The sequence below is a fragment of the Haloglomus salinum genome (assembly GCF_024298825.1).
GTDB lineage: Archaea > Halobacteriota > Halobacteria > Halobacteriales > Haloarculaceae > Haloglomus > Haloglomus salinum.
In genome coordinates this window covers 817,884-844,660 of record NZ_CP101153.1, presented here as the reverse complement: position 1 = coordinate 844,660, position 26,777 = coordinate 817,884, and the positions used below count along the sequence as shown (strand labels likewise).

20 protein-coding genes are annotated in these 26,777 nt (G+C 69.8%); 9 read left to right on the top strand and 11 right to left on the bottom strand.

Features of this window, described 5'->3' with window-relative positions; genetic code table 11:
* Positions 1–145 precede the first annotated feature (145 nt).
* On the top strand, positions 146–3,136 hold the full coding sequence (locus NL115_RS04170; protein ID WP_254831948.1) for an efflux RND transporter permease subunit: 2,991 nt from the start codon (positions 146–148) through the stop codon (positions 3,134–3,136).
* A gap of 66 nt (positions 3,137–3,202) precedes the next feature.
* Here the strand turns inward: NL115_RS04170 and NL115_RS04165 are convergent, their stop codons facing one another.
* Together NL115_RS04165 and NL115_RS04160 are read right to left on the bottom strand one after the other, a co-directional pair.
* Positions 3,203–3,877, bottom strand: a complete 675-nt coding sequence (locus tag NL115_RS04165; protein ID WP_254831947.1) for a type II toxin-antitoxin system death-on-curing family toxin — start codon at positions 3,875–3,877, stop codon at positions 3,203–3,205.
* 23 nt (positions 3,878–3,900) lie between these two features.
* On the bottom strand, positions 3,901–6,570 hold the full coding sequence (locus NL115_RS04160) for a valine--tRNA ligase (protein ID WP_254831946.1): 2,670 nt from the start codon (positions 6,568–6,570) through the stop codon (positions 3,901–3,903).
* 221 nt (positions 6,571–6,791) lie between these two features.
* On the opposite strand from NL115_RS04160, the gene NL115_RS04155 reads away from it, so the two are divergent.
* A complete protein-coding gene (locus NL115_RS04155; RefSeq protein WP_254831945.1) occupies positions 6,792–8,012 on the top strand; it encodes an ATPase domain-containing protein in 1,221 nt (406 codons plus the stop codon).
* A 172-nt stretch (positions 8,013–8,184) separates the two neighbouring features.
* Positions 8,185–9,369, top strand: a complete 1,185-nt coding sequence (locus tag NL115_RS04150; RefSeq protein ID WP_254831944.1) for an aspartate kinase — start codon at positions 8,185–8,187, stop codon at positions 9,367–9,369.
* Positions 9,370–9,402: 33 nt separating this feature from the next.
* Here the strand turns inward: NL115_RS04150 and NL115_RS04145 are convergent, their stop codons facing one another.
* From NL115_RS04145 to NL115_RS04125, 5 genes are all read right to left on the bottom strand, one after another.
* Complete coding sequence (locus NL115_RS04145) at positions 9,403–10,644, bottom strand: GAF domain-containing sensor histidine kinase (RefSeq protein WP_254831943.1); 1,242 nt, start codon at positions 10,642–10,644, stop codon at positions 9,403–9,405.
* Positions 10,645–10,691: 47 nt separating this feature from the next.
* Complete coding sequence (locus NL115_RS04140) at positions 10,692–11,429, bottom strand: metallophosphoesterase family protein (protein ID WP_254831942.1); 738 nt, start codon at positions 11,427–11,429, stop codon at positions 10,692–10,694.
* Positions 11,430–11,771: 342 nt separating this feature from the next.
* Positions 11,772–12,365, bottom strand: a complete 594-nt coding sequence (locus NL115_RS04135; RefSeq protein ID WP_254831941.1) for an IMP cyclohydrolase — start codon at positions 12,363–12,365, stop codon at positions 11,772–11,774.
* Between the two features lie 270 nt (positions 12,366–12,635).
* Positions 12,636–14,621 (bottom strand): hypothetical protein, encoded by a 1,986-nt coding sequence (locus tag NL115_RS04130; RefSeq protein ID WP_254831940.1) that lies wholly within the window; start codon positions 14,619–14,621, stop codon positions 12,636–12,638.
* Positions 14,622–14,908: 287 nt separating this feature from the next.
* Positions 14,909–16,441: a glutamate-cysteine ligase family protein gene (locus NL115_RS04125; protein WP_254831939.1), complete on the bottom strand. Its 1,533-nt coding sequence runs from the start codon at positions 16,439–16,441 to the stop codon at positions 14,909–14,911.
* Positions 16,442–16,600: 159 nt separating this feature from the next.
* Here NL115_RS04125 and NL115_RS04120 point away from each other — a divergent pair, with 159 nt between their 5' ends.
* A complete protein-coding gene (locus tag NL115_RS04120; RefSeq protein ID WP_254831938.1) occupies positions 16,601–17,857 on the top strand; it encodes an RNA-guided endonuclease InsQ/TnpB family protein in 1,257 nt (418 codons plus the stop codon).
* Positions 17,858–17,903: 46 nt separating this feature from the next.
* On the opposite strand, the gene NL115_RS04115 is transcribed toward NL115_RS04120, so the two are convergent.
* Positions 17,904–18,878: a phosphotransferase family protein gene (locus tag NL115_RS04115; protein ID WP_254831937.1), complete on the bottom strand. Its 975-nt coding sequence runs from the start codon at positions 18,876–18,878 to the stop codon at positions 17,904–17,906.
* Positions 18,879–19,026: 148 nt separating this feature from the next.
* On the opposite strand from NL115_RS04115, the gene NL115_RS04110 reads away from it, so the two are divergent.
* The 4 genes from NL115_RS04110 to NL115_RS04095 all read left to right on the top strand — a co-directional run bounded on the left by NL115_RS04110 (position 19,027) and on the right by NL115_RS04095 (position 23,894).
* Positions 19,027–20,649, top strand: coding sequence for a glutamate-cysteine ligase family protein (locus NL115_RS04110; RefSeq protein WP_254831936.1), 1,623 nt, complete (start codon positions 19,027–19,029; stop codon positions 20,647–20,649).
* Between the two features lie 989 nt (positions 20,650–21,638).
* Entirely contained in the window at positions 21,639–22,649 is a 1,011-nt protein-coding gene (locus NL115_RS04105) for an NOG1 family protein (protein ID WP_350355286.1), read from the top strand.
* An 80-nt stretch (positions 22,650–22,729) separates the two neighbouring features.
* Entirely contained in the window at positions 22,730–23,161 is a 432-nt protein-coding gene (locus NL115_RS04100) for a DUF7555 family protein (protein WP_254831935.1), read from the top strand.
* A 157-nt stretch (positions 23,162–23,318) separates the two neighbouring features.
* A complete protein-coding gene (locus NL115_RS04095) occupies positions 23,319–23,894 on the top strand; it encodes a DUF7529 family protein (RefSeq protein WP_254831934.1) in 576 nt (191 codons plus the stop codon).
* Between the two features lie 2 nt (positions 23,895–23,896).
* Here the strand turns inward: NL115_RS04095 and NL115_RS04090 are convergent, their stop codons facing one another.
* Entirely contained in the window at positions 23,897–24,337 is a 441-nt protein-coding gene (locus tag NL115_RS04090) for a DUF7988 family protein (protein WP_254831933.1), read from the bottom strand.
* 1 nt (position 24,338) lies between these two features.
* Positions 24,339–25,625: an MBL fold metallo-hydrolase gene (locus tag NL115_RS04085; RefSeq protein ID WP_350355285.1), complete on the bottom strand. Its 1,287-nt coding sequence runs from the start codon at positions 25,623–25,625 to the stop codon at positions 24,339–24,341.
* A 91-nt stretch (positions 25,626–25,716) separates the two neighbouring features.
* On the opposite strand from NL115_RS04085, the gene NL115_RS04080 reads away from it, so the two are divergent.
* Complete coding sequence (locus tag NL115_RS04080) at positions 25,717–26,352, top strand: hypothetical protein (RefSeq protein ID WP_254831932.1); 636 nt, start codon at positions 25,717–25,719, stop codon at positions 26,350–26,352.
* On the opposite strand, the gene NL115_RS04075 is transcribed toward NL115_RS04080, so the two are convergent.
* Positions 26,353–26,742, bottom strand: a complete 390-nt coding sequence (locus NL115_RS04075; RefSeq protein WP_254831931.1) for a DUF8159 domain-containing protein — start codon at positions 26,740–26,742, stop codon at positions 26,353–26,355.
* Positions 26,743–26,777 lie beyond the last annotated feature (35 nt).

Genomic DNA, 26,777 nt, shown 5'->3' with positions numbered 1-26,777 from the left:
CTGCGGGCGCTGAACTCCCGTTCAAGTATGGCCGTGCACTGGTGGCGAAGCGCCTAAGTCGGGGGCCGCGGAGTGATGTGGTGAACGTGCACACTCGTCGGTTCTCGCTGCCGCCCGCCCTCCCCACGCGCCCGAGGTGGTCCACGTGAAACGCCCCCGCGAGGTGGCACGACTCCTCGTCGACGAGCGGCGTCGGCTCACACTCGTCGCCATCCTCGTCGCGACGCTCCTGCTCGGCGCGGCGGCACCGTCGGTCGAACTCTCGACCTCGCTCGAACAGTTCCGCGGCGGCACCGAACCCGCCGCCGCCGACAGCTACGTCGAACGGGAGATGTCCGGCTCCGTCGCCGGCGTCGAGCAGTCGCTGCTCGTCGTCCGCAACACCAACGAGTCCGCCGGCGCCACCGAGCGCAACGTCCTCACCGAGGAGGGGTACCTCACGGTGTTGCGCATCCAGGAGCGGCTGCTGGCCAACGAGACGGTCAACCGGACGCTGGTGGCCGAACAACGGCCCATCTCCATGGCCAACGCCGTGGCCATCATCGCCATCCAGGACCAGCAGGGCGTCCCGGTCGACCAGATGGACATCGAGCCCCGGCCATCCCTCTCGGAACAGAAGGAGGCCCTCCGGAACATCTCGGAGTATCAGCGCCGCCTCTACACCACCTACGCCATCGGCGAGGTGCTGTCGGACCCCGAGCACACCTGGCCGGACGGCGGCGGCTTCGCGTTCGTCCCGCTCAGCTACGAGGGCAACGGCAAGACCGCCCCCGCGACCGGTATCGTCCTCTCGCACGACGAGGACACCGACCCGAAGAACCTGACCACCGCACAGCTCACGGCCCAGCGCATCGCCGAGGACGAGCTCTCGGCCCCGGCGCGTGACGCCGTCATCGTCGGGAACGGCATCATCAACGCCGAACTACGACAGTCCTCGCTCGACAGCCTCACCATCGTCGGCCCCTTCGCACTCGGGCTGATGGTGCTCGTCCTCCTCTTTGCCTACCGGGACCTCGTGGACGCCGCACTCGGCCTGCTGGGGGTCGGGATGGTCCTGACGTGGGCGTTCGGCTTCATGGGCTGGATGGACATCACGTTCAACCAGCTGTTCGTCGCCGTGCCAGTCCTGCTGATGGGCCTCTCCGTGGACTACGCCATCCACGTCTTCATGCGCCACCGCGAGGAGCGCCCGCCCGACACGGGCGGCGAGTCCGACCGACGCTCGGCCTCCCGGTCCCGCGGCGCGGCCGCCGACGGTGGCGCGCGCGATACCGCCCGGACCGACGGTGGGCGCCCGGAGGACGACGAGGTGGACGACACCGAGGACACCGAGGACACCGAGGACACCGAGGACGAGACGGGCGGCTTCGTCTTCGGCGACGACGCCTTCAGTGACCCTGACGAGGGGCCGGACGACGAACCTGAGGACGTGGCCGACGCGGCCGACACATCTAATCCGCCCGACGAACCGGCCGAAGGTTCGCCCGGGCCCGACCGGACCGCGTCCGGCGGCGGTCGTGACCCGGACCCACCCGGTGGCCCCTCGGGCGCCACCGGCGGGCCGCTCGACGACATCACGGACACGATGACGGTCGGGCTGGCCGGTGTCGGGACGGCGCTGGCGCTGGTGACGCTGACGACCGCGACCGGCTTCCTCGCCAACCTGACGAGCGGCGTCGGCCCCATCCGCGAGTTCGGCGTCGTGAGTGCGGTCGGTATCGTCGCGGCGCTGGTCGTCTTCGGTGCGTTCATCCCCGCACTGAAGGTCGAGGTCGACCGGTTCCTGGAGGCGCGCGGCCACGACCGCCGGCGGGCCGCGTTCGGGACGCAGGGCCGCTTCGAGTCGCTGCTGGGGACCATCGTCACCTTCGCCCACCGGACGCCGTGGCTCGTCGTCGGCGTCGCCCTGCTGGCGACGTTCGCGGGCATCGCTGGCGCCACCCAGGTCTCCAACCAGTTCGAACAGGACGACCTGCTCGTCGACGACAGCGACGTGCCCGGCTGGGCCGACGACCTCCCGCCGGCGTTCCAGCCCGCGAACTACACCGCGCAGGCGAGCCTCGACTACGTCGAGGAGGAGGGGTTCATCTACGACGGAACGTTCACCCAGTACGTCATCAGGGGTGACGTGACACAGGACGCGGCCCTCGACCGGGCCCAGCGGGCCGGCGACCGCGTCAACGACACCGGCGTCGTCCTCCAGCTTCCCGACGAGACGTACGCGACCCAGACCCCGGTCCGCCTGATGAACACGGTCGCCAGCCGGAACGAGACGTTCGCCCAGGTCAAACGACAGGCCGACACCGACGGCGACGGCATCCCGGACCGGAACATCGAGGCGGTCTACGACACGCTCTACCGGGTCGCCCCGGCGGCCGCGCCGACGATGGTCGCCCGCGAGGACGGCGAGTACGTCGCGCTCCGGGTGAAGGTCCCCGTCAACGGCACCTACTCCGAGTCCACCATCACCGAGCGCGTGCGCAACGCCTCCGCGCCGGTGCAGGGGAACGGCCTCCGGACGGTCCCGACCGGCCAGCCAATCAAGAACCAGGCCGTCGCCGCGCAGCTCCTCTCGACGGTCAACACTGGCCTCCTCATCACGCTGAGCATCGTGCTGGTCATCCTGATGCTCGTCTACCGCCGGACTGAGGGCTACCCCTCGCTCGGTGTGGTCACGCTGTTGCCCATCGCCTTCGCCCTCGCGTGGATTCTCGGGACGATGTTCGTCCTTGATATCCCGTTCAACGTGATGACGGCGCTCATCACCTCGTTCACCATCGGTATCGGGGTGGACTACGCCATCCACCTCTCCGAGCGGTACATGCAGGAACTCCACGCTCAGGGCGACATGGGCGCCGCGCTCGAAACTGCCGTGCTCGGCTCGGGTGGCGCGATGCTGGGCTCGGCCATCACCGACATCGCCGGCGTCGGCGTGCTCGCGTTCGCCATCCTCGTGCCGCTCCAGCAGTTCGGCATCATCACGGCACTCACCATCGCCTACTCGTTCATCGGGGCGGTCGTGGTGCTGCCCGCACTGCTGGTGCTGTGGACCCGGCGCTACGGGCCCGACGAGGTCCGGGGCGGGACCGGCGCCTCGCGAAGCCGGTCACCGGAACCGATGAGCGTGGACGATTGATGGGGAATTGCTGATCGCGCCGTCGGTCTCCAGCCGGTTGCCGTTGCCGCCGTAGCGGCGGCCCGCTCAGGACTCTGCGAGACGGTCGTAGATGTCCTGGTGTTCCCGGATGTCCGCCCGGGCGAACGCCTTCAGGACCGGGTGACGGAGCTCCTCGACGGCGACCAGGTCCCGGAAGGTCACGCCGCAGTCCTCCCGGAGGCTGCGAAGGTCGGCCCGGGGGAGGTGTTCGATGTCCCGGAGTTCCTCCACGAGTTCCGGTGGCACCTCCGACCGCCCCGCCGAGGCCATGCCCGAACCCGGGTCACCACCGTCCGTCGAGCCGGTGGGAACCGCGCGCATCGAGAGGTATTCGGCTGCCGGTGCGGGGCGCACCAGTCGCTCGTCGAGTGCCAGTAGCCGAACGAAGCTCTCCATATCAGCACCGTAGCGGAGTTCGTGGCCGTTCTGCTCGTAGAGGACGACGGTCGACTGGAGCGCGGTTCGTTTGTTCCCATCGACGAACGGGTGGTTCGACACCAGCAGCCGGAACAACTGGAACGCCGTCTCGTGGAGCGAGCCGGGGCGCTCCCCGAACGACCCGTGTTCGATATGCTGGAGCGCGTACTCGATGTCCCCCTCGTTCCGAACACCGGGCTCCGAGCGCGCGTCGCCCTCGATAATCGTCTCGTGAAGCACCAGAACGGTGTCGACGGTCGGATACTCGATGTCGCCGGTGTCGTTCTCCGGTTCCCCTGGCATCGGTTCTGGATTCCCGGGCGACCCTATCCCACGATGACGACCGCGCCGTCGGTCTCCAGCAGGTCGCCGGTGCCGTCGTAGCGGCGCTCGGTCTCCACGTCGAACATGTCGGCGGTGAGTTCGTGCTCGCCGGCGATGAGCGTCGCGTCGTCGCCCTCGCCCTCGAGGACGTACTCCCCGGACTCGATGGCGGCCTCGATGTCCGGCACGTCGCCGCCGAACTCCGGCCCGACGACCGAGTAGTCGAGGTCGATGCCCGTCACGACCGTCTCGACCTCGGGGGCATCGTCCAGCAGGTCGAGGGTCTCGACGTGCATCGCGCGGGCGATGTCGTCGACGTAGTCGGCGACCTCGCCGTACACCTGCACCCGGGCCAGTTCCGTGTTCAGCGCGAGGTCGCGCTCGGACTTGTACTTCCGGAGCGCCGAGACGACCTCCAGGGCGCGCTCGCCGCCCTCGATATCGGCGTCGAGGCCGAGCGGTTCGGGCCAGTCGGTCCGGTGGATGGAGTCGACGGCCTCACCCCCATCCGCGGCGGCAGCGTCCTCGGCCCCGACCGGGTCGGCGTCGACGTACATGTCGTGCCACAGTTCCTCGGTGACGTGCGAGAGGACGGGCGCGAACAGCTTCAGGAAGCGCTCGTGGGCGGTCCGGAGGGTGTAGCGGGCGCCGGAGTCGTCGGTCTCGCGGATGCGGCCCTTCGCGATCTCGAGGTAGTCGTCGCAGAACGTGTGCCAGAAGAACGAGCGCAGGGAGTCGCGATATTTGGAGAACGCGCGGTTCTCGAGGTGCTCGGCGGCGCGCTCGGCTTCCTCGTCCAGCCGGGCGAGCAGCCACTCGTCGAGCGCCGCCAGCTCGGGCTGCTCGTCGGGCACCTCGTCGGCGGGCGCGAGTTCGTCGACGAGTTTGGAGGCGTTCCAGAGCTTCTGGAGCAGGCGCTCGCCCGAGACGATGCCCTTCTCCTTGTACGGCAGGTCGTCGCCGACACTGGAGCCGGCGGCCCAGTAGCGCGCGGCGTCGACCGGGTACTTCTCGAAGACCTCGTCGGGCGCGACGATGTTGCCGACGGATTTGGACATCTTCTTGCGATTCTCGTCGAGGACCATCCCGTTGACCATCACCGACTCGAACGGCGGCTCCCCGGTGTGCTCGTAGCACTTGACGACCGTGTGGAACAACCAGAACGAGATGATGTCGTGGCCCTGGGGCCGCATGTCCATCGGGTACAGTTCGGGGTGGGCCATCGCGTCCGAGTCTGGATCGTCGTCGCCCTCGGCCCAGCCGGCGTTGATGAGCGGCGTGAGCGAGGAGGTGGCCCAGGTGTCGAAGACGTCGTCCTCGGGCTCGAATTCGTCGTGGCCGCACTCCGGGCACGCGTCGACCGGCGGCTCGTCCGAGAGCGGGTCGACCGGAAGGTCGGCCCGGTCGGCGACGACCGCCTCGTCACAGGACTCGCAGTACCAGACCGGGAACGGGATACCCGAGGAGCGCTGGCGCGAGATACACCAGTCCCACTCCAGCCCCTCGATCCAGTGCTTGTACCGGGTGAACATCTTCTCCGGGTACCACTCCATCTCGCGGCCGGCCTGCAGGTACTCCTCCTTCTTGTCGAGGATCTCGACGTACCACTGCTCGGTGACGAGGAACTCGACGGGCGTGTCACACCGCTCGTGGACGTTGACGCTGTGGGTGATGGCGCGCTTGTCCAGCAGCGCCCCCGTCTCGTCGAGGTCCGCGACGATGGCCTCGCGGGCCTCATCGCTGCCCATCCCCTCGTACTCGCCGGCCTGCTCGGTCATCGTGCCGGTTTCGTCGATGGCGATGCGGAGCGGGAGGTCGTGAGCCTGGTACCACTCGATGTCCGTCTGGTCGCCGAAGGTACAGCACATCACGACCCCGCTGCCGGTCTCCATGTCGACGCGCTCGTCCTCGATGATGGGGGCCTCCTGACCGAAGAGGGGGATGCGGGCCTGCTGGCCCACGAGGTGCTCGTTCTCGTCGTCGTCCGGGTGGACGAAGACGGAGACGCAGGCGGGCAGGAGTTCCGGCCGGGTGGTGGAGATGGTGAACGCCTCGTCGGAGTCGACCACGTCGAACTCGATGTCGTGGAAGTGGCTCCCACGTTCGTCGTCCTCGGTCTCGACCTGCGAGATGGCGGTCGCACAGTCCGGACACCAGATGGTCGGGGCGCGACGTCGGTACTCCCGTCCCTGCTCGTAGAGGTCGATGAAGGAGCGCTGGGAGATGCGCTGGACCCGTGGCTCGATGGTCTGGTAGGTGTGGCCCCAGTCGATGGAGACACCGAGCGCCTGCATCTTCTCCGTGAAGTCGGCCTCGTACTCGGCACAGACCTCGCGACACTTGCGCTGGAACTCCCGGCGCTCGAAGTTCGAGTGCTCGATGCCGAGTTCGTCCTCCGTGAGTCGCTCACTGGCGATGCCGTTGTCGTCGTAGCCGAAGGGGAAGAACACCTCCCCGTTGGCCATCCGCTGGAACCGGGCGACGAAGTCCTGCAGGGTGGCGCCGTAGACGTGGCCCCAGTGCAGGTCGCCCGAAACCGTCGGCGGTGGCGTGTCGATACTGAACGACAGGTCCGGGTCGTCGACCGACTCGTAGGCGTAGGTGTCGGTCTCGACCCACCGGTCCTGCCAGGCCGGTTCGACCGCGTCGGGGTCGTAGCTCCCGCTGGGCATTACCGTGAGGTGTGCCCGGTTCGCGGTTAAAGGCCTCGGTCCGGTGGGGACGGGTGCCACGCGACGGTACGGACCGAACCGCCAGCGGGCGTGCCAATCGGAGAACTGTCGGTCTTCTGGGTGATTCGGCCAATCGACAGCGGGCACCCGAATCCGCGGAGAACCGGCTCTGAGCGTCGGGACCGCAACCCCCTTCTACGCTGGAACCCCAAACAGTGGACATGACCGACGAGCGCCGGTCGACCGCCGAGGACGATGCGACCGGTGGTCCGGACCCGGAAGCGCCTCGCGACGACGGCGAGGCCGAGGCCGAGCCCGACCCCGGCCACCCACACGCGGGAGAGCGGTGCGCGTTCTGTGAACTTCCCATCCCGACCGACGGGGTCGAGGTGAGCCACGACGGCGAGACGTATCGCTGCTGTTCGGCGGCGTGCCGGGACGCACTCGAACGAGTCGAGTTCGACCCCGCTGCCGGCGGCGGTCACCGCCGCGTCCGGTCGGGCGTGGCGGCGTTCGACAGCTCGCTCCCCCAGGGGTTCCCCCGGAACGCGTTCGTCCTCCTGGCGGGCGAGGCCGGCAGCCGTGACCGCGCGGTCCACGCCGAACTCGTCTGGCGGGCGCTCCAGCGCGGCGAGCCCGTCGTCGTCGTCTCGTTCAAGGAGCCGCCGGGGAGCGTCGTCCAGCAGTTCCTCACGCTGGAGTGGAACGTCCTTCCCTTCCTCGAGTCCGGGCAGCTTCACATCGTCGACTGCTTCACCTATCGGCTCTCGGACCGTGACCAGATGTTCGACCGGATGGACGAGTGGAACGCCCACCTCTACGACGTGGCGACCGACGCCACCACGACCATCCGCGACCCCACGGACCTCTGGGAGGTCCGGAACAAGGTCGACAACGCGCTCGAGGCCCGGGACATGGTCGACGAGGGGCTGGTCCTCATCGACTCGCTCACCGAACTCGGGACGCTCGTCCAGCCCGTCCAGGCCTACGACTTCGTGAAGGACCTCCGCGCGGACGTCTCGAAGGGCCGGTTCGTCCCCATCTTCGCCGGCGCGACCATCGCGGGTGGCCACGACGGGTTCCCCCACGACCTGGGCTACGTCGTCGACGGTATCGTCGAGATGCGGCTCAACGAGGAGATCATCCCGGACACGCTCATCAAGCAGGCCCGCATCCGGAAGCTGAACGGCGTCCTCGTGATTCCGGAGTGGCACGCCTACGAGTACACCAGCGGGCTGGGGATGGTGACGTTCGACCCGGAGGAGGAACAGGAGAAGACCCGGCGGCGCCGGGCCGCGGCCGCGCGCGAGAACGGCGACGCCGCGCTCGACGCCGGGGACGAGAACGGTGACCACCGCAAGGGCGAGACGCCGGCGCCGGTCGGGCCGGAGTCGGCGCCACCGGACGAGCCCAAGCCCGGCGCCGAGGCACGCGACGACTGACGGGCCGCGCCTGCCCTCGGCGCTGGCGGCCTCCCGTTCGCCGCCCGGCGATACCGACCTCGGCAAGGCTTCTGTTCAGGGACAGGGTTATCCCGGGCCGGGAGGTACCGCGAGGTATGCACGACATGACGCAGCACCACGTACCATCGGCTGCAGGGGGGCGAGCGGACTGATGCGCGTCGTCGCCAAGTTCGGCGGGACCAGCCTCGGCAACGGGGACCGTGTCAACCGGGCCGCCGACTCCATCGCCGCCGCGGTCGAGGCCGGCCACGAGGTCGCGGTCGTCGCGAGCGCGATGGGGTCGACGACGGATTTCCTGCTCGACGCCATCACCTTCGAGGCCGACGAGCGCGACGAGGCCGAGATCGTCTCGATGGGCGAGCGCACCTCCGTCCGGATGCTGAAGGCCGCGCTCGGCGCGCGCGGTGTCGACGCCGAGTTCCTCGAACCCGGCCGGAAGGACTGGCCCGTCATCACGGACGCCCACGGCGAGGTCGACGTCGAGGAGACCCAGCACCGCGCGAAGAAGCTCGCCGACCGCATGGACGGGGTCGTCCCCGTCATCACCGGCTTCCTCGCCCAGGACCACGACGGCAACGTCACCACGCTCGGGCGCGGCGGCTCCGACACGACCGCCGTCATGCTGGGCAACTACATGGACGCCGACGAGGTCGTCATCGTGACCGACGTGGAGGGTGTCATGACGGGCGACCCGCGCGTCGTCGAGGGCGCCCGCAACGTCGGGGAGATATCCGTCGACGAACTCCGGAACCTCTCGTTCCGTGGTGCGGAGGTGGTGGCACCGTCCGCGCTCTCGTACAAGACCGGCAAGATGGACGTCCGGGTCGTCCACTACCAGCACGGTGACCTGCTCACCGGCGGGACGAGCATCGAGGGGCAGTTCCAGAACCTCATCGACCTCCGGGAGGGGCGGCTCTCCTGTATCACCGTGGCGGGCCGGGCTATCCGGAACTCGCCGGGCGTTCTGGCCGAACTCGCCAACGCGCTCGGCGAGGCCGGCATCAACATCGACTGTGTCGCCAGCGGGATGGACTCGGTCACGTTCTACGTCGACGATGACCGGGCCGAAGAGGCCGAGACGGTCCTCCACGACGCCGTGGTCGAGGACGACATCCTCTCGTCGGTCACCGTCGAGGACGACATCGCCGTCGTCCGCGTGACGGGCGGCGAGCTACCGGCCGAGTCCGGCATCCTCCACGACATCGTCGACCCGCTCCACGACGCACACATCACGGTCCACGACCTGGTCACGTCGGCCACGTCCGTGGCCGTCTTCGTCGACTGGGAGGACCGCGAGGAGACGCTGGACATCATCCAGACAGAGTTCAAGTCGTGAGCCGCCCGCCCCGCGCTCGAACGCGCGGGGCCATCAGCGCTCGTCGATGCGGAACTCGAACCGGGCTCCGCCCCCATCGCTCTCCGTCACCGTGACCGTCCAGCCGTGGGCTTCCGCGATGGTGCGGACGATGGTGAGGCCGAGACCGGTACCGCCGGCCGTCGAGATACCGTGCTCGAAGACGGACTCGCGTTCGGCTTCGGGGATTCCCCTGCCATCGTCGGCCACGTAGAAGCCCGCGCCGTCCGCGAGCGGACCGACGGTGACGGTCAGGGTGGCCGGGGTGTCGGCCTCCGGCTGCCCCCCTGTGGCGCCGTGCTCCACACTGTTCCGAAAGAGGTTCTCCAGCAGTTGCTGGAACCGGTCGGCGTCGGCGCGGAGTTCGGGCATCGGCTCGGTCTCGAGGCGTGCGTCGCCGGTTTCGACGGTCGCCCAGGCCCGTTCGGCGACGGTGACGATGTTCACGGCCGAGGTGTCGCCCACGGCCCGGCCCTCGCGGGCGAGCGTGAGCAGGCCGTCGACCAGCGCTTCCATCCGGTCGAGCGCGTCGCGTGTCTTCTCCAGTTCGTTCGTGCCGTCGTCCGCGAGTGTCATCTCGAGGCTGGCCTGTGCGATGGCCAGCGGGTTCCGGAGGTCGTGGCTGATGACGCCCGCGAACTCCTCGAGCCGGCGGTTCTGTCGGGCCAGTTCCTGTTCGCGCAGTTCGACCGCCCGGCGGGAGGCGAGGTTGTCGAGCGCCGCGGTGGTGTTGGCCGCGAGGATGCGCGCGAAGTAGATGTCCTCGGCGTCGAACTCGTCGACCTCCGCCGACCCGATGAGGAGGAGTCCGTGGCGCCCCAGCGGGACGTGTAGTTCGCTCCGGAACGCCGTCTCCGGGTCCATCAGCTCGATGTCGGCCGTCTGGAGGTCGTCGTAGACCCGGAGCGTCCCCTGTTCGAAGCTCTCCCACGCGACCCCGGAGTCCGGTTCGATTGTCGGCGGCGGGGACTGGCCGATGATGTCGACCAGCGCGTCCGTCCACGCGACCGGTTCCAGTCCCGCCCGGGCGTCGGTGTCGGCGTCCTGCTCGGTCCATGGCGCGCCCGGGGGAAGGTGGATACCGACGAGTTCGTAGCCGAGGCGGTCGCTTGCCGCGTCGACGGCCACCTGGCAGATGGCGTCGGCGTCCCGGGCCATCATCAGCTCCCGGGTGGCGTCCAGCAGTGACGCGAGCATCTGCTCCCGGGTCGCCGCCGTTCCGTCGTGGGCGTCCGGCGTCTCCGCCTCCTCGGACATCACACAGTCATCTTCGGCCGGAAGCGACATACGTCCATCGGGCGCGCTCAGACGCCCTTGCGGAGACGGTCGCCCGCTGCCGCCGGCAGTCCGGCCGCCTGGATATCCCGCACCGTCCGCTCGACGTCGTACGGCACTCGATGGAGCGTCGCCTCGGGGTCGTCATCGAGCGCCAGCGTCGCGTACGCCGCGTCCGGGTCGCCGTCGGAGGACTCCGACGACCCCTCGCTCGCTCCGTGGGCGCGCCCCCCGTCACGGGGCTGGCCGACGCTCCCCGGGTTCAGCACCAGCCGCCGCTCCGGGCCACCCCACCCGGGCCGCTCGAACCGTTCGCACGCCTGGACGTGCGTGTGTCCCAGCACCAGCACGCGCTCGTCGGCCAGCAGCGAGGCGTCGAACAGCGACGGGTAGACGTAGCGGTCCGGGTCCTCGGGATGGCCGTGGGCGACCCGGAGGCGGCCGTCGAACGCCTCCCGGACCGGAGGGAGTCCGTCCAGCCACGCGAGCGCGTCAGCGTCGAGTTCCTCCCGGGCGTGGCGGACGCCGGCGCCCGCCATCCCGTTGCCCAGGTCCGCGCCCGCCGCTACCGCCCGGTCGTGGTTCCCCTGCACCGCCAGCAGGCGGCCGTCCCACTCGCGAAGCCGGTCGACGCACGCGGCCGGATGGGGGCCGTACCCGACGATGTCGCCCGCACAGGCCAGCGCGTCGACGGGCGGAAGGTCGGAGAGAACGGCCTCCAGTGCCGGGTGGTTCGCGTGCACGTCCGCGAGGACGGCCAGTCGCATCTATCGGACCGGCCGTTCCGCGCCGACATGAATCCGGCGTGTGGTGTGCCACCGTCCCGGGTCCACCCGAAGCGAGGGGCTCCACCCGAAACAGTGGAAACGTCTGACGTGGTGGGGGCTACTTGTACGACCCGGGGAGAGCCGGTTCGAGTCGAAGCGGGGGGCGGCAGATGAAACAGTGGAAACGTCAGACGCTCGGCGTACGGCGCCGGGTGCGCCGGTACCTCCCGGCAACGAGTCGGAGGGAGGCAGAGAGAGCTGGCAGATGACCCCGGGCTTCTGGATTCTATCTGCGAAACGCTCTACCACGTGTAGAATGGCTGGCGATACCTATCTACCCGACTACTCCGGCGTGAACGCGGCCACGTCGAACCCCTCGCCGTCGCGGGTCGCCGCGGCCGCACAGACCGCGTGCTCGAACTCGAGGTCGTAGGCGGTGCGCGCGGCCGTCTCGGCGCCATCGGCGTCGAACTCGAACGCCGTCGGCGCGTCCTCCTCGTAGGTGGCGACGAGCGTCGGTTCGTCGACCTCGCGGACGAGCAATGCGTCGCTGCGGACGGTCCCGATGTAGGCCGCATCGGGGCCGAGCACGCCGGCGATGCGGGGCGTGTCGTAGTCGTCTTTCTCGAAGTCGAGCGCGTGGAGCGCCGTCACGAGGGCGTCACGGGGCGGGTACCCGAGACCGAGCTTCTCCGCGACGGGGTCGACGTGCGACCCGTTGCCGATGGCGGTCGCCTCGCCGGCGGGCGTCTCGACGACGCGCAGGCAGTTGTAGGAGATGTAGGGGTTGTCGCTGGACGGGGCGTCCGGGGTGGGTTCGATGGTGACCGTCTCGCCGTCCTGGCGAACGGTGGCCTGGCGGTTCGGGAACGAGCGCGAGGAGACGCGGTAGGCGGCTGTCTCGGGGCCGACCACGAGCAGGCGTCCGACGTACATGGACGGTCGTGCGGGCAGCGGCGGCAAGTGCGTGCCGGTTCTGGCGCGTGGGAGCCGGCCGAGCGGACTCGCGGCCCGAGGTCGGCGTCGTCACCGGCAGGACGAGCGGATGGAGTGGTCGCCCGGCCAGTCGACGCCGGCGACGATACGGACGGCTTGCAGTCACCAGTGATAGATGACCGGGGGAGATGAAGGCCGCAGCGCCGGTCCGTGGAGCACGAGCGGGTCCTGCGGGACACAGCCAGGGCTCCCCGACTCGAGGCCGGGTGCTCAGTCCTCCTGTTGTGACCGGGCGACCACCAGCGCCGCGAGGACGAAGACGAGGACGAGCAACAGGAGGCCGAGGAGCGCCGGGACCGGGGGGCCGTCGTCCGCGTCGGCTGCCGTTACCGCCCGGTCGGGCGCGGCTGTCCCGCCAGCGAGAGCCGTCACCGGTACGTCCCGCGTGACGCTCGCGGTGCTCCCATCGGCTCGCTCTACCTGCAGCGTCACCGCCGTCTCGGCGCCCGTCGTTCCGTGCAGTTCGAGGGTCCGGCCCTGCCGGTCGACGGTCCCGTCGCCGTCGACGTCCCAGCCGTACGTCTCGACGGCGTCCCGCGACACCGCCGGTTGCGCGAGGAGCGTGACCGAGTCGTTCCCGCTCGATTCGTACTGGAACCACGTTCCGCTGCCGGCGGCGGTTCCCGTCGCCGAGGCCCGGGTCGATGTCCCGGGCGCTGGCGTCGGTGTCTCCGTCCCGGCCGGTCCCGTGGTGGTCGGCACCGCGGTCGCCGTCGGTGTGGAGGGTCCTGGCCCGCCGGCCCGAGGCGTCGACATCGGTTCCGACGACGAGGTGGCCGTCTCGGTGCGCGTCGCCGTCGGTGGCGGGGTGAGCGTCGGTGTCGATTCGGTGACGGTGACGGTGCCACAGGTCGCGATGTCGCTGCTCTCACTGCCGCTGTACGACCAGACCTTCACACGTGGCTCGTAGGTTCCCGGCTCGGAGTACGCGACCGCGCGGGAACTCTGGGTGGTGTACTCGCCGAAGGAGCTGCCGCCGTAGCGGTCGTACTGGAAGTCGTCGGCGTGGTCCGAGGCGGACGCGTCGAGGGTGACCGATTCGCCGACCCGGACGTTCGTCTCCGAGACGGTACAGCTCGCAACTGCGCTGGGTGCCGGCGTCGGCGTCGGCGTCGGTGTCGGTTCGGTGACGGTGACGGTGCCGCAGGTCGCGATGTCGCTGCTTTCACTGCCGCTGTACGACCAGACTTTCACCCGTGGCTCGTAGGTTCCCGGCTCGGCGTAACTGACCGTGCGCGAGCTCTGGGCGGTGTACTGTCCGAACGAGGTACCGCCATAGCGGTCGTACTGGAAGTCGTCGGCGTGCTCGGATCCGGACGCGTCGAGGGTGACCGATTCACCGACCTGGACGCTCGTCTCCGAGACGGTGCAATCGGCGACCGCAGTCGGCGCCGGTGTCGGCGTCGGCGTCGGTGTCGATTCGGTGACGGTGACGGTACCGCAGGTGTCGACATCGCTGCGTTCGCCGTCGCTGTACGACCAGACCTTCACGCGTGGCTCGTAGGTTCCCGGCTCGGAGTACGCGACCGTGCGGGAACTCTGGGCGGTGTACTGCCCGAAGGAGCTGCCGCCGTAGCGGTCGTACTGGAAGTCGTCGGCGTGGTCCGAGGCGGACGCGTCGAGGGTGACCGATTCGCCGACCTGGACGTTCGTCTCCGAGACGGTACAGCTCGCAACCGGGCTGGGGGCCGGTGTCGGCGTCGGCGTCGGTGTCGGTTCGGTGACGGTGACGGTACCGCAGGTCGCGATGTCGCTGTTCTCGCCGTCACTGTACGACCAGACCTTCACCCGCGGCTCGTAGGTTCCCGGCTCGGCGTAACTGACCGCGCGGGAACTCTGGGTGGTGTACTCGCCGAAGGAGCTGCCGCCGTAGCGGTCGTACTGGAAGTCGTCGGCGTGGTCCGAGGCGGACGCGTCGAGGATGACCGATTCACCGACCTGGACGCTCGTCTCCGAGACGGTGCAATCGGCGACCGCAGTCGGCGTGGTGAGCGCCGCCGGCCCCTCGACGCTACCGTACACCGGTTCGTTCGACGGACTCGCACCAGCGACCGGGCTGGCGAGGAACACAGCAACGGCGACCAGAGCCAGCACGACGAGGGCACTCCCTCGGCATCCGAGGGTCGAGTGGCCGTCCGGCGTCGTCCCGTCACCGTGGGAACGCTTCCCGGTTCCGACCTCCGTCCGTGGCCTCATCGCGGACCACTGCTCCCCCGACCCCGCGAGCGCGGGCGAACCGGGAGCCACCGGGAGTGCCGGGGTCGCTCGGTTACCGGCCGTGTGTGGAAACGGTGTCGGAGCGCTGCCGGTGTCGCCCGGGTCGCGCTCCTGCTAGTCAGCCGCCGGCGCTCGTTCTCGAGAGCGAACTGGTGCCCAGTTCGGTGGGTCCACTCCCCCATGATGATTGAGGTATATCATTACCCCTACAAAGGTATACGGGGCAAATCACCAGGGTCAGCGCCCGGCGAGCGACCGGGGGCGACTCACTCTCCGGGCGCGCCGCCCCGGTCGTCGAACCAGTCCGTGAAGCAGCCCTCGATGAGGGTCTCCTCCTGCCAGTCGATGTAGTCGGACTGCATCCCCCAGATGGCCTGGCCGAGTGGGACGCCGTGGTTCACCCGGCGGGCGACCTCGCGGTACTTCCAGCGGGCGGGCGTGAGGCCTGTCTCCCAGCGGCGCTCCAGCGGCCGGACGTAGCGGTCGACCTCGTCGTCGCTCAGACCACGCAGTCCGAGACCGTCGCGGGCCGCGTCGAACAGTTCCTCGAACAGTGCGTCGGTGTCGGTCGTCTCGGTCCCCTCCAGCGTGATCCAGGTCATGTCGGCCTCCAGCCCGTCCTGGACGGCGGCGTAGAAGTTGTCGCGGGCGTCCGCCCACGGGAGCGAGCGGAGCGGATGCTCGCGCCGGGGCAGCGACTCCATCAGCCCCGCGAAGACGGCGAGGAACGCCATCGAGTCCCGGACCGTCGGCTGGGCGGGAAGCGGCCGGAACTCGATGCGGGCGTTCGCGCCGGCCCGCGACGGCCCGTCGAGGACGGGCCGGACCCAGCGCCAGTAGGTGCCGTGCTTGTGTCGGAAGTGCGCGAAGCGGTCGTCGAAGCGCCCGGCCTCCTCCTGGAGCATCGGGACGACGGTGCGGTCGGCCGCGATGCGGTCGACGACCTCGTCAATATCCTCGACGTCCGTCGGAAAGTCGACCTTCGCCTCGCCGTCCGGGTTGAGGACGGACTCGAAGACGGTGACACGGTTCTCCATCGCGCACTCGCTCAGCACCTCCTCGGCGTCGCCCGTGTCGTAGAGGTCCGGCGGGAAGAACGGGCTGTTGACCGAGAGTGCCACCAGCGGGCCCGCCACGCGCAGCGCGTAGCGGAACCGCTCGGGCAGGTCGGCGGCCTGGCTCATCTGGTAGTGGGGCTGGATGGAGGTGATGAGGCTCTCGGGCATCACCGTCCGTGCGTCGAGATGGACGTGCGGCGCGGAAAGTGCCATGTCCTCCTTGAAGCCGGTGTTGGCCATCGCGTGGTAGCGCACCGCGTCACTCATGTTCGTTGCCAGCACGACGCCGTCCTCCTCGATGCTGTCGGCGAGATAGGAGGAGGCCGTCTCCCCGACGGGCGGAACCGTCCACATCCCGTCGCTGACGAGGCGCATCCCCTCGGGTTCGCAGGCGGCCTGGGCGGCGTCGAGTTTGGCCTGCACCTCGCGCTCGGTCGCGCGCAGGCCGTACGCCGAGCAGGGTTCGGGCGAGGTCTGCATCTCGGCGTTGTGGAGGCCGAGCTCCTTCTCGAAGCCGATGTACTCCAGCAGCCGCCGGGGGACGCGCTTGAGCGCGTCCGTCTCCGCGTCGACGGCGTAGAACTCGTACTCCAGCCCGACGATGGCCTGGGAGTTATCGAAGGTGCCCTTCTCCACCTCGCGCTTGAGGTCCTCGACCTCCGACTCGACGCGGGCGGCGAACTCCTCGCGGTCCGCCTCCAGCGTCTCACGCACCCGCGCGGCGAGTTCCGAGCCAGACATTGTTGGGTGGTGCGTGGCTGCCCGATGGCTTTAACTGTGCGGTAGCGCGGAATCCCTTTCTTCAAGCAGCGACCGGAGGGAGCGGGTAGAGAGGGGAGGAACGCGTTCACATCTGTCACGAACACTATATTTAAATAGCCACTATCTTACATTGAAACCGTGGCAGAGGACTACGTGCGTCGGACAGCAATCACTCGCCTCTCGGTAGACGGTGAGCAACGCGAGTTGCTGGAGGAAACGATCTCCGAGTGGAAGCGTGGTTGCCAACTCGCCACCGACCTGGCGTGGGGCAATTGCAACGCCAAAAGCGACGTACAGCCCCTCGCCTACGACGACGTGCGCGAACACACCGACCTCGGGAGTCAGCACGCGATTCTCGCCACCCACCAAGCCGCACAGGCCATCACCGGCTGTCTCGAACGCCGGGCGAACGGCAAGAAGATGAGCAAGCCGACCTTCACCGCACCCACAGTAACGTACGACACTCGGACCATGACGCTGTTCGAGGACGATACCGTGTCGCTCTCCACCACAGAGAGCCGCATCCGGTGTCCGCTTGCTCTTCCCGACGCCGACGATGGCTACCAATGGCAGTACCTCCACTCCGATAAGTGGAATGTCACGGAAAGTACGCTCACCGCCCGTGACGGCGAGTTCTTCTTGCATATCGGCTTCCGCCGGCACAAGACCGACACCGAACGGAACACTGCCGAGGACGGAACGGTCCTCGGGGTCGACCTCGGTATCGAAAACCTCGCCGTCACCAGCACAGCCTCCTTTTTCAGTGGACGGGAACTAACCCACGACCTCCGTGAGTTCGAGAAGGTACGTGCCGGACTCCAACAGACTGGGACGCGAAGCGCCCACCGAACGCTGGAACAGTCGAGTGGCCGTGAACTTCGCTACGTCCGTGATGTACTCCACCGAGCCTCGAACGCCATCGTAGACGAAGCACTCCGATACGACTGCGACGTGATAGCGTTCGAGGACCTGACCCACATCCACGAACGGACTGGCGCGTCGTGGGGACACAAGTGGGCATTCCGAACACTCTACGAGCAGGTGGAGTACAAAGCCGAAGCCGAAGGCATCTCAGTGAAGCAAGTCGGGTCGGCGTACACGTCGAAGCGGTGCGCCGAGTGTGGATTCACGGCAGATGAGAATCGTCCAATCCGAAACAACTTCCGGTGCGTAAAGTGTGGGTCGGAAGCGAATGCGGACTACAACGCGGCGAAGAACATCGGGATGCGGTACGTCCGTCGGGGCCAACAGTCGCCTCGGCGGACGGGCAACAGTCAACTTGCCCTGAAGTCTGGAACGGTGACGTCGAGTGGCGGATTTACCGCCCACCCGGATGGGTTCGAGGCCGAGTTCACGGACAAGCCCCACCCTCAACGAGCGAACCCGTCCGGGTGAGCGAAATAGGGTGGGGTCGTTGACACCCTGCGGTCGATGCACGTGCTCAGGCCAGCCGTTCCAGCACCGCCGTGAGACGCTCGCGGTGGAACGCGGCGGCCTCGTCGGCGTCCACGACGGGGTAGCGCGGCCGCGTCACCTCGCCGCGCGAGTCGGCCGCGGAGGCGACCATCCCCAGCAGGCGGAAGGCGTCGAACGACGCGCCTGGGAACGGGCGCACCTCGCGATACCCCGCCCGATACGCCTCGCGGATCGCCGCCACGTCGGCCTCGCCCCGGACGTACCAGTCACAGAGCGTGAACTCCGCCTTCGCAGCCGAGAGTCCGGGGTGGGCTGCGAGCGGTTCGCCCCAGTCGAGGACGGCCGCCACCTCGGGTGGGTCGCCCCGGACGATGACGTTCCCGGGGCGGTAGTCCCACGGGAACAGGCGAACCGGTTCGGCGGGGAGGTCGTCCAGTCGGTCGCCGAGCGCCGCCTCGACGCGGGGTTCGAAGGCCGCCAGCGGGTCGGGCCAGTCCGCCAGCGCGCGGTCGAGGTACTCCCGGTAGAACGCGCCCGCCGGGCGCGGCTCCGGGACAACGAGGGCGTCCCCGTCGGCCGTCACGCGGCCGGGCGCATCGAAGCCGAACGCGTCGTGTACGGCCGCGAGGTGTCGACCGAGCGTCCGCGCGAGCCGTTCGCGCGTCGCCGTGTCCAACGCGGTGAATCGCTCGTGGAGGTCGTCGCCGGGGACCCGCTCGGTGACGAGGTACGTGACGCCGAGGTCCGCGAGGTCGCCGGCCGCGAGGACAGGCGCGACGGGCACGTCGGTTCGCCTCGCGACGGCGCGCGTGACGGCCGCCTCGGCGGCGAGCGACCGCTGCCGGGCGCGGTACTGGACCGCCACTTCGCGGCCATCGGTGAGCGTGACCAGTACGGTCCGCTTCGAGTTCCCGGTGGGTGGCTCGCGGACGGCCGCGGGCGTCGCGGCCAGCACGCGCTCACAGACCGCAGCCACCACCTGCTCGCGCCGGTCCTGCACGCCCCGGTCTTCGGGCCCGCCCGCAAAAACAGTCGTGGCGGCTCGGGTGGGGGTCGACGGGCTCGGGGCCACACCGGCGGCGGGTCGGGCCACGCCGCTTCTTGCGACGGGCGGGGATGCTTTAGGAGAGGGCGTCGTCGGCCCCGGCATGGACGAAGGCGAGCCGAACCGGGGCGGGGACGGGCCGGGTTCCGGTGAGGACGCGGAGGACAGCCTGGTCGCAGCCGTGCATGCGGCGCTGGCGGACGAGACCTACGAGCGGTTCGACGACCGCGTGGCCGAGCAGGCCGCGCAGGTCGCGGCCGACTGCGAGGCCGGCCGCCTCGACAACGCCGACTACGCCGTCGGCCTCGAACTCGAGGCGTACGCGGTCGACCCGCAGGCACGCCTGCACGACGTACCCGAGGGCGCGCCCGAGGCGGGCGGCTTCGCGCCGGAACTCGGCCGGCACAACCTCGAGGTGAACACGCCGCCGGACGTGCTCTCCCCGGCGGGACTCGACCGGCAGGCCGAGCGCCTCGATACGGCCGTCACGGACGCCCGCGAGGCCATCGCCGAGGCGGGCGCGGCGGCGGGCGTCGACGGGCGCGTCAGGCCCGTGCTGGACTCGATGTGGACGGTCGCGCCGCCGGAGGGCACGAGCGCCTACCTCTCGGCCGGCGAGGCGCGCGACGGCGTCTGGCTCGCCGAGAACATGGCCACGGACGCCCGCTACCACGCGCTCGATGCGGACACGCTCCGCCGGATGGACAACGGCATCCCCATCGACCTCCCGGGGGCCGAACACCACTTCCCGTCCATCCTCGTCGAGTCGCTGGCCACGTCCGTCCAGCCCCACCTGCAGCTGCCCGCCGCGGCCGACATCGGGCGCTACATGCGCTACGCCACCCGTATCCTCGGCCCGGCGGTCGCGCTGACGGCCAACAGCCCGTTCCTCCCGGCGGACCTCTACCCCGAGGCGGTCGACGCCGAGGCGGTGCTTTCGGGCCCCCACGAACTCCGCGTGCCGGTGTACGAGGACAGCATCAACCCGCCCGGAATCGAGAAGGTCCGGGTCCCCGACGACGTGGCCGACGCCGAGGCGGCCGTCGACGCCATCGTCGCCGACGAGACGTTCGCGCCCTTCTGCACCGACCCCGGGCACGTGCCCGACGACGCGCCCTACCGCGAGCGGTTCCCGGAGTTCGCCCACAAGCACGGCACCTTCTGGCGCTGGGTCCGGCCGGTGTTCGGCGGCGACACGCCCGTCGCCGCCGCCGGCCCCGCGGACGGCAACGACGACGCGTCGGTTCGTCTGGAGTTCCGGCCGGTTCCGACCCAGCCGACGGTCCGGGACTGTATCGCCGTGCAGGCGATGGTGGCTGGCGCGCTCCGCGGTCTCGACGAACTGGACCACCCGCTCCTGGAACTGCCCTGGGCGGCCGCCCGCGACTCGTTCTACAACGCGGTCGCGGACGGCCCCGGCGCCGACCTCGCGTGGATCACCGAGGACGGCGACCGGACGGACAACCCCGATATCGCGCTCGCGGAGCTGCTCTCGGTCGCCCGGGTCGGGCTGTCGGCGGCCGGGTTCCCCGAGGGCGAGGTCGACCGCTGGATCGGGCCGCTCGAAGCCCGCCAGGTGACGGCCATCACGCCAAGCGTCTGGAAGAAACACCGCGTCCGCGCGGGGATGAACCACGGTGAGAGCTTCCACGAGGCCGTCGAGGCGATGCAGTGGGAGTACATCGAACTGAGCGAGGCGACCGACTCCTTCACGGAGTGGCTGTAGCGCGGAATCTGGCGCGTCCAACCTCTCGAAGCCCTCGCGCTCTCTCACATCAGCAGCGATGTCGGAACCATCTACGAAGCCCTTGCGCTCTGCGGGGCCAGGCCTCGCTGCGCTCCTCGCTCACTCGCTTCGCTCGTTCGCTGTGGTGCTTGCGTCGGCCGGGCTCCCGCAGAGCGTTCGCCTTCCGTCAGAGCAAGCTCTGCCGACCTTCGCCTCGCTTTGCTCGGCTCAGCTTCGAGTCCGCCAGGGACCGCAGATTCGTCAGTCGGGTCCGTGAGCCTCGTACCTCCCCAGCCGCCTGCGGTGGTCGCGGCCGTGCCGCGACCTCGGGAGAGCTTCGCTCTCCCGGCGCTCCCCGTGCTCGCTACGCTGTCGTCGGGCTACGCCCGACTGCAAGCGGGACGGAGTCCCGCTCTGCGCGGGGGTGCGCTCCTCAGCCCTCGCACGTATAGAGGCGGCTGGCCTGCGGCACAGCCGCCAGCGCGCGCCCGTTCGACTGACGGGGGGAGCGATTCTTCACAGTCCACGGGCCGGGAGCGCGTGGTGAGCGGCGGGGCGCTCCGCGCCCCGAGCGAGCGGCGAAGCCGCGAGCGCAAGCGAACCCGCGCGACCTGGGGAAGGGCAGGGCCGCCGCTCGATGACACGTCCGACTTCCTGGTGGAATCGAAGGGCGAGCGGGCTCCGGGCCTCTGACGACACAAGCACCGCAGGGTGAGCGGAGCGAACCCGAGGAGCGCAGCGAGTCAGAGGCCCGGAGCGCGCGAGGGCTTCGTGGGTGTCTCCGTTGTCGTCGGTCCAACCGTCCGAGCGCGCGAGGGCTCCGTACTTGCCATCCGTACCAGCCAATAAAATCCAGAATGGGTTCGAAATGGGGGAATTTGCCACATTATTTCCTAATTTGCGAGATAAAACAGATGTTGGTTCTTCTGTCCATCATCCCAGAACGAACGCCCTTATCCCCGCCGACGGACAAGCCCCCGCAACTGACCATGCCCGCATTCGAATCCCTGCAGACCGTTCCTCGCTCGGAGGAACTCGTGGACAAGGCGTTCTCCCGAGCGGCGCGTGCGGGCCGCGCGAAGCAAGGCGTCGAGGCCCAGGAGTCGATGCTCATCACGGCGTCGAACATCCTGAGCGACAACCTCGAGAACGTCGTCACCAACTGGCCGGATTTCGACACCGTCGACCCGTTCTACCGTGAACTGGCCGACGCCGTCTGCCGGGACACCGAGGGTGTCCCCGGCGTGGACGCGCTCCGGCAGAACCTCTCGGAGGTCGGCTGGGCGAGCCGGCAGATCAGCGAACTCCGGAGCGACTACCAGGGGCGAATCCGCCGCGCGGACTCCGACACCGCACGCAAGGTCCGCAAGCAGGCGTTCGCGCGGTTCGCCGACATCTGTGAGGAGGTCGAGGACGACCTGCTCGCGCTTGGCGAGGCACGCGAGGCGCTGAAGACCCTGCCCGACATCCGCGCGGACGAACCCGCCATCGTCGTCGCGGGCTACCCGAACGTCGGCAAGTCCTCGTTCGTCAACCACGTCACGAACGCCAGCAACGAGACCGCGAGCTACCCGTTCACGACGACGCAGATTCGCGTGGGCCACGTCGAGCGTGACCACATCCGCTACCAGCTCGTGGACACGCCCGGCCTGCTGGACCAGCCGGCCGACGAGCGTAACGCCATCGAGTCACAGGCCGTGAGCGCGCTGACCCACCTCGCCGACGCCGTCCTGTTCATGCTGGACGCGAGCGGGGACTGTGGCTACCCCATCGAGGCCCAGCTCGAACTCCGGGACGAACTGGAGGAGCGGTTCGCCGTGACCGCCGACGCGGACGACGAGCCCGTCCCCGTGGTCACGGTCTGCAACAAGAGCGACCGCTCGCGTGACGTGGATGCCGACGCGTACATGAGCATCACCGAGGGCGAGAACGTCGAGGGGGTGCTCGACCTCGTCGTCGACGCGGTCGGCTACGAGCCGGAGCTCCCGTTCGACGAGTAGCCCCCGCGACGCGTCGGCTCGTGCGGCCGCAGGCGCTCCGGCCCGTAAGAGTCAATCCGGCGGCTCGGCTACCCCGGTGTGTGACCGAGTCGCTCCGGCTGAAGCTGGCCGACGCCCTCCTCTATGCCGTCGTGCTGACGGCCCTCTGGGCCGTCCTCTTCCTGCCGCCGAGTCTGCTGCTCGGTGGCGACCTCGTCGGGGTGAAGTGGGGGCTGTTCCTGGTCGGACTGCTGGCGCTCGGTGCCGGGTCGTTCAAGCTCCGCCCCGGGAAGCGCTGGCGTGCCGAGGACGACGGCCTCGTCTCCGGCAGCGACGGGCTCATCTCGGACAGTCGCGGGCGGTCGCAGGTCCAGCGACTCGTCGACCGCCTCCCCCCGTTCCGCGGCGCGCCGCTGCCCGACGACCAGCGCTTCTCCGATGGCCTGAAGCTCCTGCTCGGCGCCGTCTGTATGCTGCTGACCTCGTTCCTGCTGGAGGCCGTGCTCGGCGTCGGCGTGCCGACGGTCGGGTGAGACGCGCCAACGAACGGATGCCCACGACGGATGCCGAGGAACGACGCCGACGACTGGACGCTGGCGAACGGGCACCGACGAACGGGTGTCGAGGGGTCGTGGCGGCCGTTTCGTGAAGCCGACAGGTATAGGCGCGCGGGCAGGCAACCCGTGGGACATGACCGACGCGGGAGAGCAGTCGGACGACATCGACCCCGCCGAACAGCTGGCCGCGAACGCCGAGGTGCATACCAGCGCGTGGGGAGAGACCATCGAGGAGATGCAGGCCCGCGCCGCGGAGTACGAGGCGGACGGCTGGGAGACCCACCACGTCGCGACGCTGGACACGTCGACGGCGTCGGCCGACGAGGCACAGGCTGCCCGCGGCGACTACGGCTGGGGTATCCTCCACACCATCCCCGACAACTACGTCGAGGAGTTCGCGGACGCCGTCGACCGCGGGGAGTTCCCCGAGTACGACGTCTTCCGTCGCCTCGTCGACGGTCGCGTCTTCCACCTGCTGGTCCTCCGGGACCCCGACGAGCGTATCGCGCTGTTCGTCGCCGGCAACTACCTCCTCCAGCGGGCCGAGGGCTGTATCGCAACCGCCAAGCGCGAGGGATACGTCCAGACCTGGCTCATGGGGACCGACGAGACCGTCGCCGGAACCTTCCGGCACGAGGCCCCCGAGAAGTTCTTCCCCCGCTGGGACGACTTCGCGGCGTACTTCGACCGCGACGAGGCCGACGCCTGAGGCTACCGGCCCCGAACCGCGACGGCGACCACCTCCTCGGCCGACCGCCCGCTCCGGACGTACCGTGCCGGCGAGCCCCCGCCACCCCGCTCGACGGCGAACACGCGGAACGTCACCACCAGCCGCCCACCGTCCAGCGTCGCGCGCAGCACGGGCCCGACGCTGGTGACGACCACGTACGGCGGCGCGGGCACGGGTTCGGCCCGGAGCCGACTGCCCGCCGCGGCGACGCACTCGCGGAGGACCACCGGGAACTGCCCCAGCACGCCGGCCCGCTCCAGGGTCGCGCGGAGCGGCCCGACCACCGCGTCGCGGCCGGTGGTCCCCTCGTCCGGCCACCCCGCGGCCACGGCGTCCGCGCAGTCCGCGACCGTCGAGCAGAGGTCTCGCCGCTCGTCGAGCAGGTGCGCCCGGACCGCCGCCGCGTCCAGTCCGTCCGGCACGTCAGTCGGCGGTCGCGGCACAGTTGTTCGGCCCCAGTTCGAGTTCGAACGCCGCGTCCGCATCGGCCGTCTCGTTCCCGAGATTGACCGCGATGATGGTCTCGTGGTTCGCCGGCCGTGGGGGCATCCCCGCGAGGACGCGCTCGACGAAGGTCTCGCGGTCGACAGAGAGGAGGTCGAGGCTCTCGCGCAGGTCGCCGAGGCGTGCGGTCACGCGGTCCTCCTCGACCTCGGCCTCGCTGGCGTAGTGACCGGGTGCGACCAGCGTCTCGTCGTCGAATGCGTCGAACCGCTCGGTGAGCGTCTCGTGGAGCGTCGCCGCGAACGCCTCGACGTCTGCGGCGTCGGCGTCTCGCGGCGATGCCGCTCGACTCTCGGCGGCGCGTGGCGCCGCCCACTCGAGGTCCGGCCGCGCGACGCTGTGCGTGAACAGCGAGTCGCCCGTCAGCAGCACGTCACCGACGCGGTAGGCGAGCATCTCCGTCGTGTGCCCCGGCGCGGCGACGGCTTCGAGTTCGGTGTCGCCCACCTCGAGCGTCTCGCCCGCCGCCACGAGCGTCGCGTCCCACGCCAGTCCGCGGTCCGTGGCACCCGCCGGGAGGACGGCGTCCGTGCCGGTCGCGTCGGCCACGGCCCGCACACCGCTGACGTGGTCGGCGTGGACGTGTGTGTCGACGGCAGCGACGAGGTCGGCCCCGTACTCACGCGCGTCGGCCACGTACCGGTCCGCGAACGCACGGAGCGGGTCGACGACGACGGCCTCGTCGCCCGACGCGACGAGGTACGCGAGACAGCCGCTGGAGGGCCGCCGGTACTGGTGAACGGTCACGCCAGCGGGGGTGGACCCGGCCGGCAGTTCCGTGGCCTCGTACAGCCGTGCCCAGCCGTGCATCCCGCCGGCGAGGTTGTACGCCTCGTACCCTTCGTCTGCGAGCAGGTCCGCGACCTCCGCGCTGGCCTCGCCGCGCGGACAGACCGCCACGAACGGCCCCTCGATGTCGCCTTCGGCTGCGTCCGCGACGAGGCCCGCCACGCCACCCGTCACGCGTGCGCTCACGAACTTCATGTACGGCACGTCGAGCCGCCGCGGCGCGTCGATGCGCCACTCGTCGATCTCCTCGCGGTTCCGCGTGTCCAGCAGGGTGAACTGTCGGCCGTCGTCGAGCCACGCCTGCAGGTCGGCCGGCGTGAGCGCGCCCGCCTCCTCCGGTTCCGGGGACTCGGCCACGGGGTCGCCCGCGGCCGGACCGGCCTCGGGGTCGGCTCCGGGGTCGGCGTCGTCGGTCATGGGTGCAGGTAGGCCGTGCGGCGGCATAAGCGTGGGCTGTGGCCGGACGACCGGGGCCACACCTATGCCGCTCCCCCGTGACGGCTCGCGCATGAACGGCGAGGAACTCGTCGAGGCCGTCCGGGCGGAGCGTGCCACGGAACTCGACCGACTCGGCTCGGAGAAGGCGCTCGTCGCGGCGACCGGGGCCCAGCTGGAGTCGGGACCGGTCCTGAGCGCGGCCGCGCGGCTGCTCGACGGCGGGGTCGACACGCTGGTCGCGTGGGGCGACGGAATCGACGACGACGAGGGCGCTCAGGCGGTCTTCGGCGACGCGGCCGAGAGGCTCGCCGACCGCCGCGACGCGCTGCTGGACCTGGACGACGATGCGAGCGCGGGCGGGGACGTACCGTACGTCGTCGACGAACTCCGAACCGCCGAGCGGACGCCCGAGCGCGTCGCCGCGGGGTTCGTCGCGTTCCCACTCGTCGCGGAGCGGCTGCTCCTGCAGGTCATCAACTTCCTCGTCAACGAGGGTGTTCGTTCGGGCGCCGACACGGTGCGCGAGGCCCGGAGCGACCTGCAGTCGATGCCCGACGACGCGGCCGACCTGCTGGACGACGTGTGTGCGGACGACGGGGACTGGGTGACCGCCCAGCAGGCCGCGACCGCCGCCATCGGGACGGCGTACGACGAGTACGCCGAACGGCTGGAGGAGATGGGCCTGGACCCGAAGCCCGTGTGCTGACTACCCCCGCGTCGCCTCCAGGTCCACCGTCGAGATGACCAGGGTCGAGAGGTCCGTCTCGGAGAGGTTGTCGTTCTCGTAGGCGCGGAACCAGCCCTCGCGGGTCTCCCAGCGCCCCTTCGGCTCGCGCTCCTCGGCCGGTTCGTCGACGTCGTACACCCAGATGGTCACGTCCGTCGCCGGCCAGCCGTCCGCGTGCGCGTCGAGCAGTTCCTGCAGGATGGACCCCATCTCGCTGCGCGGCACACCCTCCTCGGGCGCGGCCGTCTCGTAGGCGACGTGGAACGTCCCCTCGGTGACGGTGTAGTCCGCGATGTAGACCCCGTCGGCCATCAGGTGCTCCTCGAGGTGCTCACCGAGGTCCTGATGCGGGTCCTCCGATTCGCTCATGGCGACCCCTTCGCACTCGGGGTGTTAATCGGTGT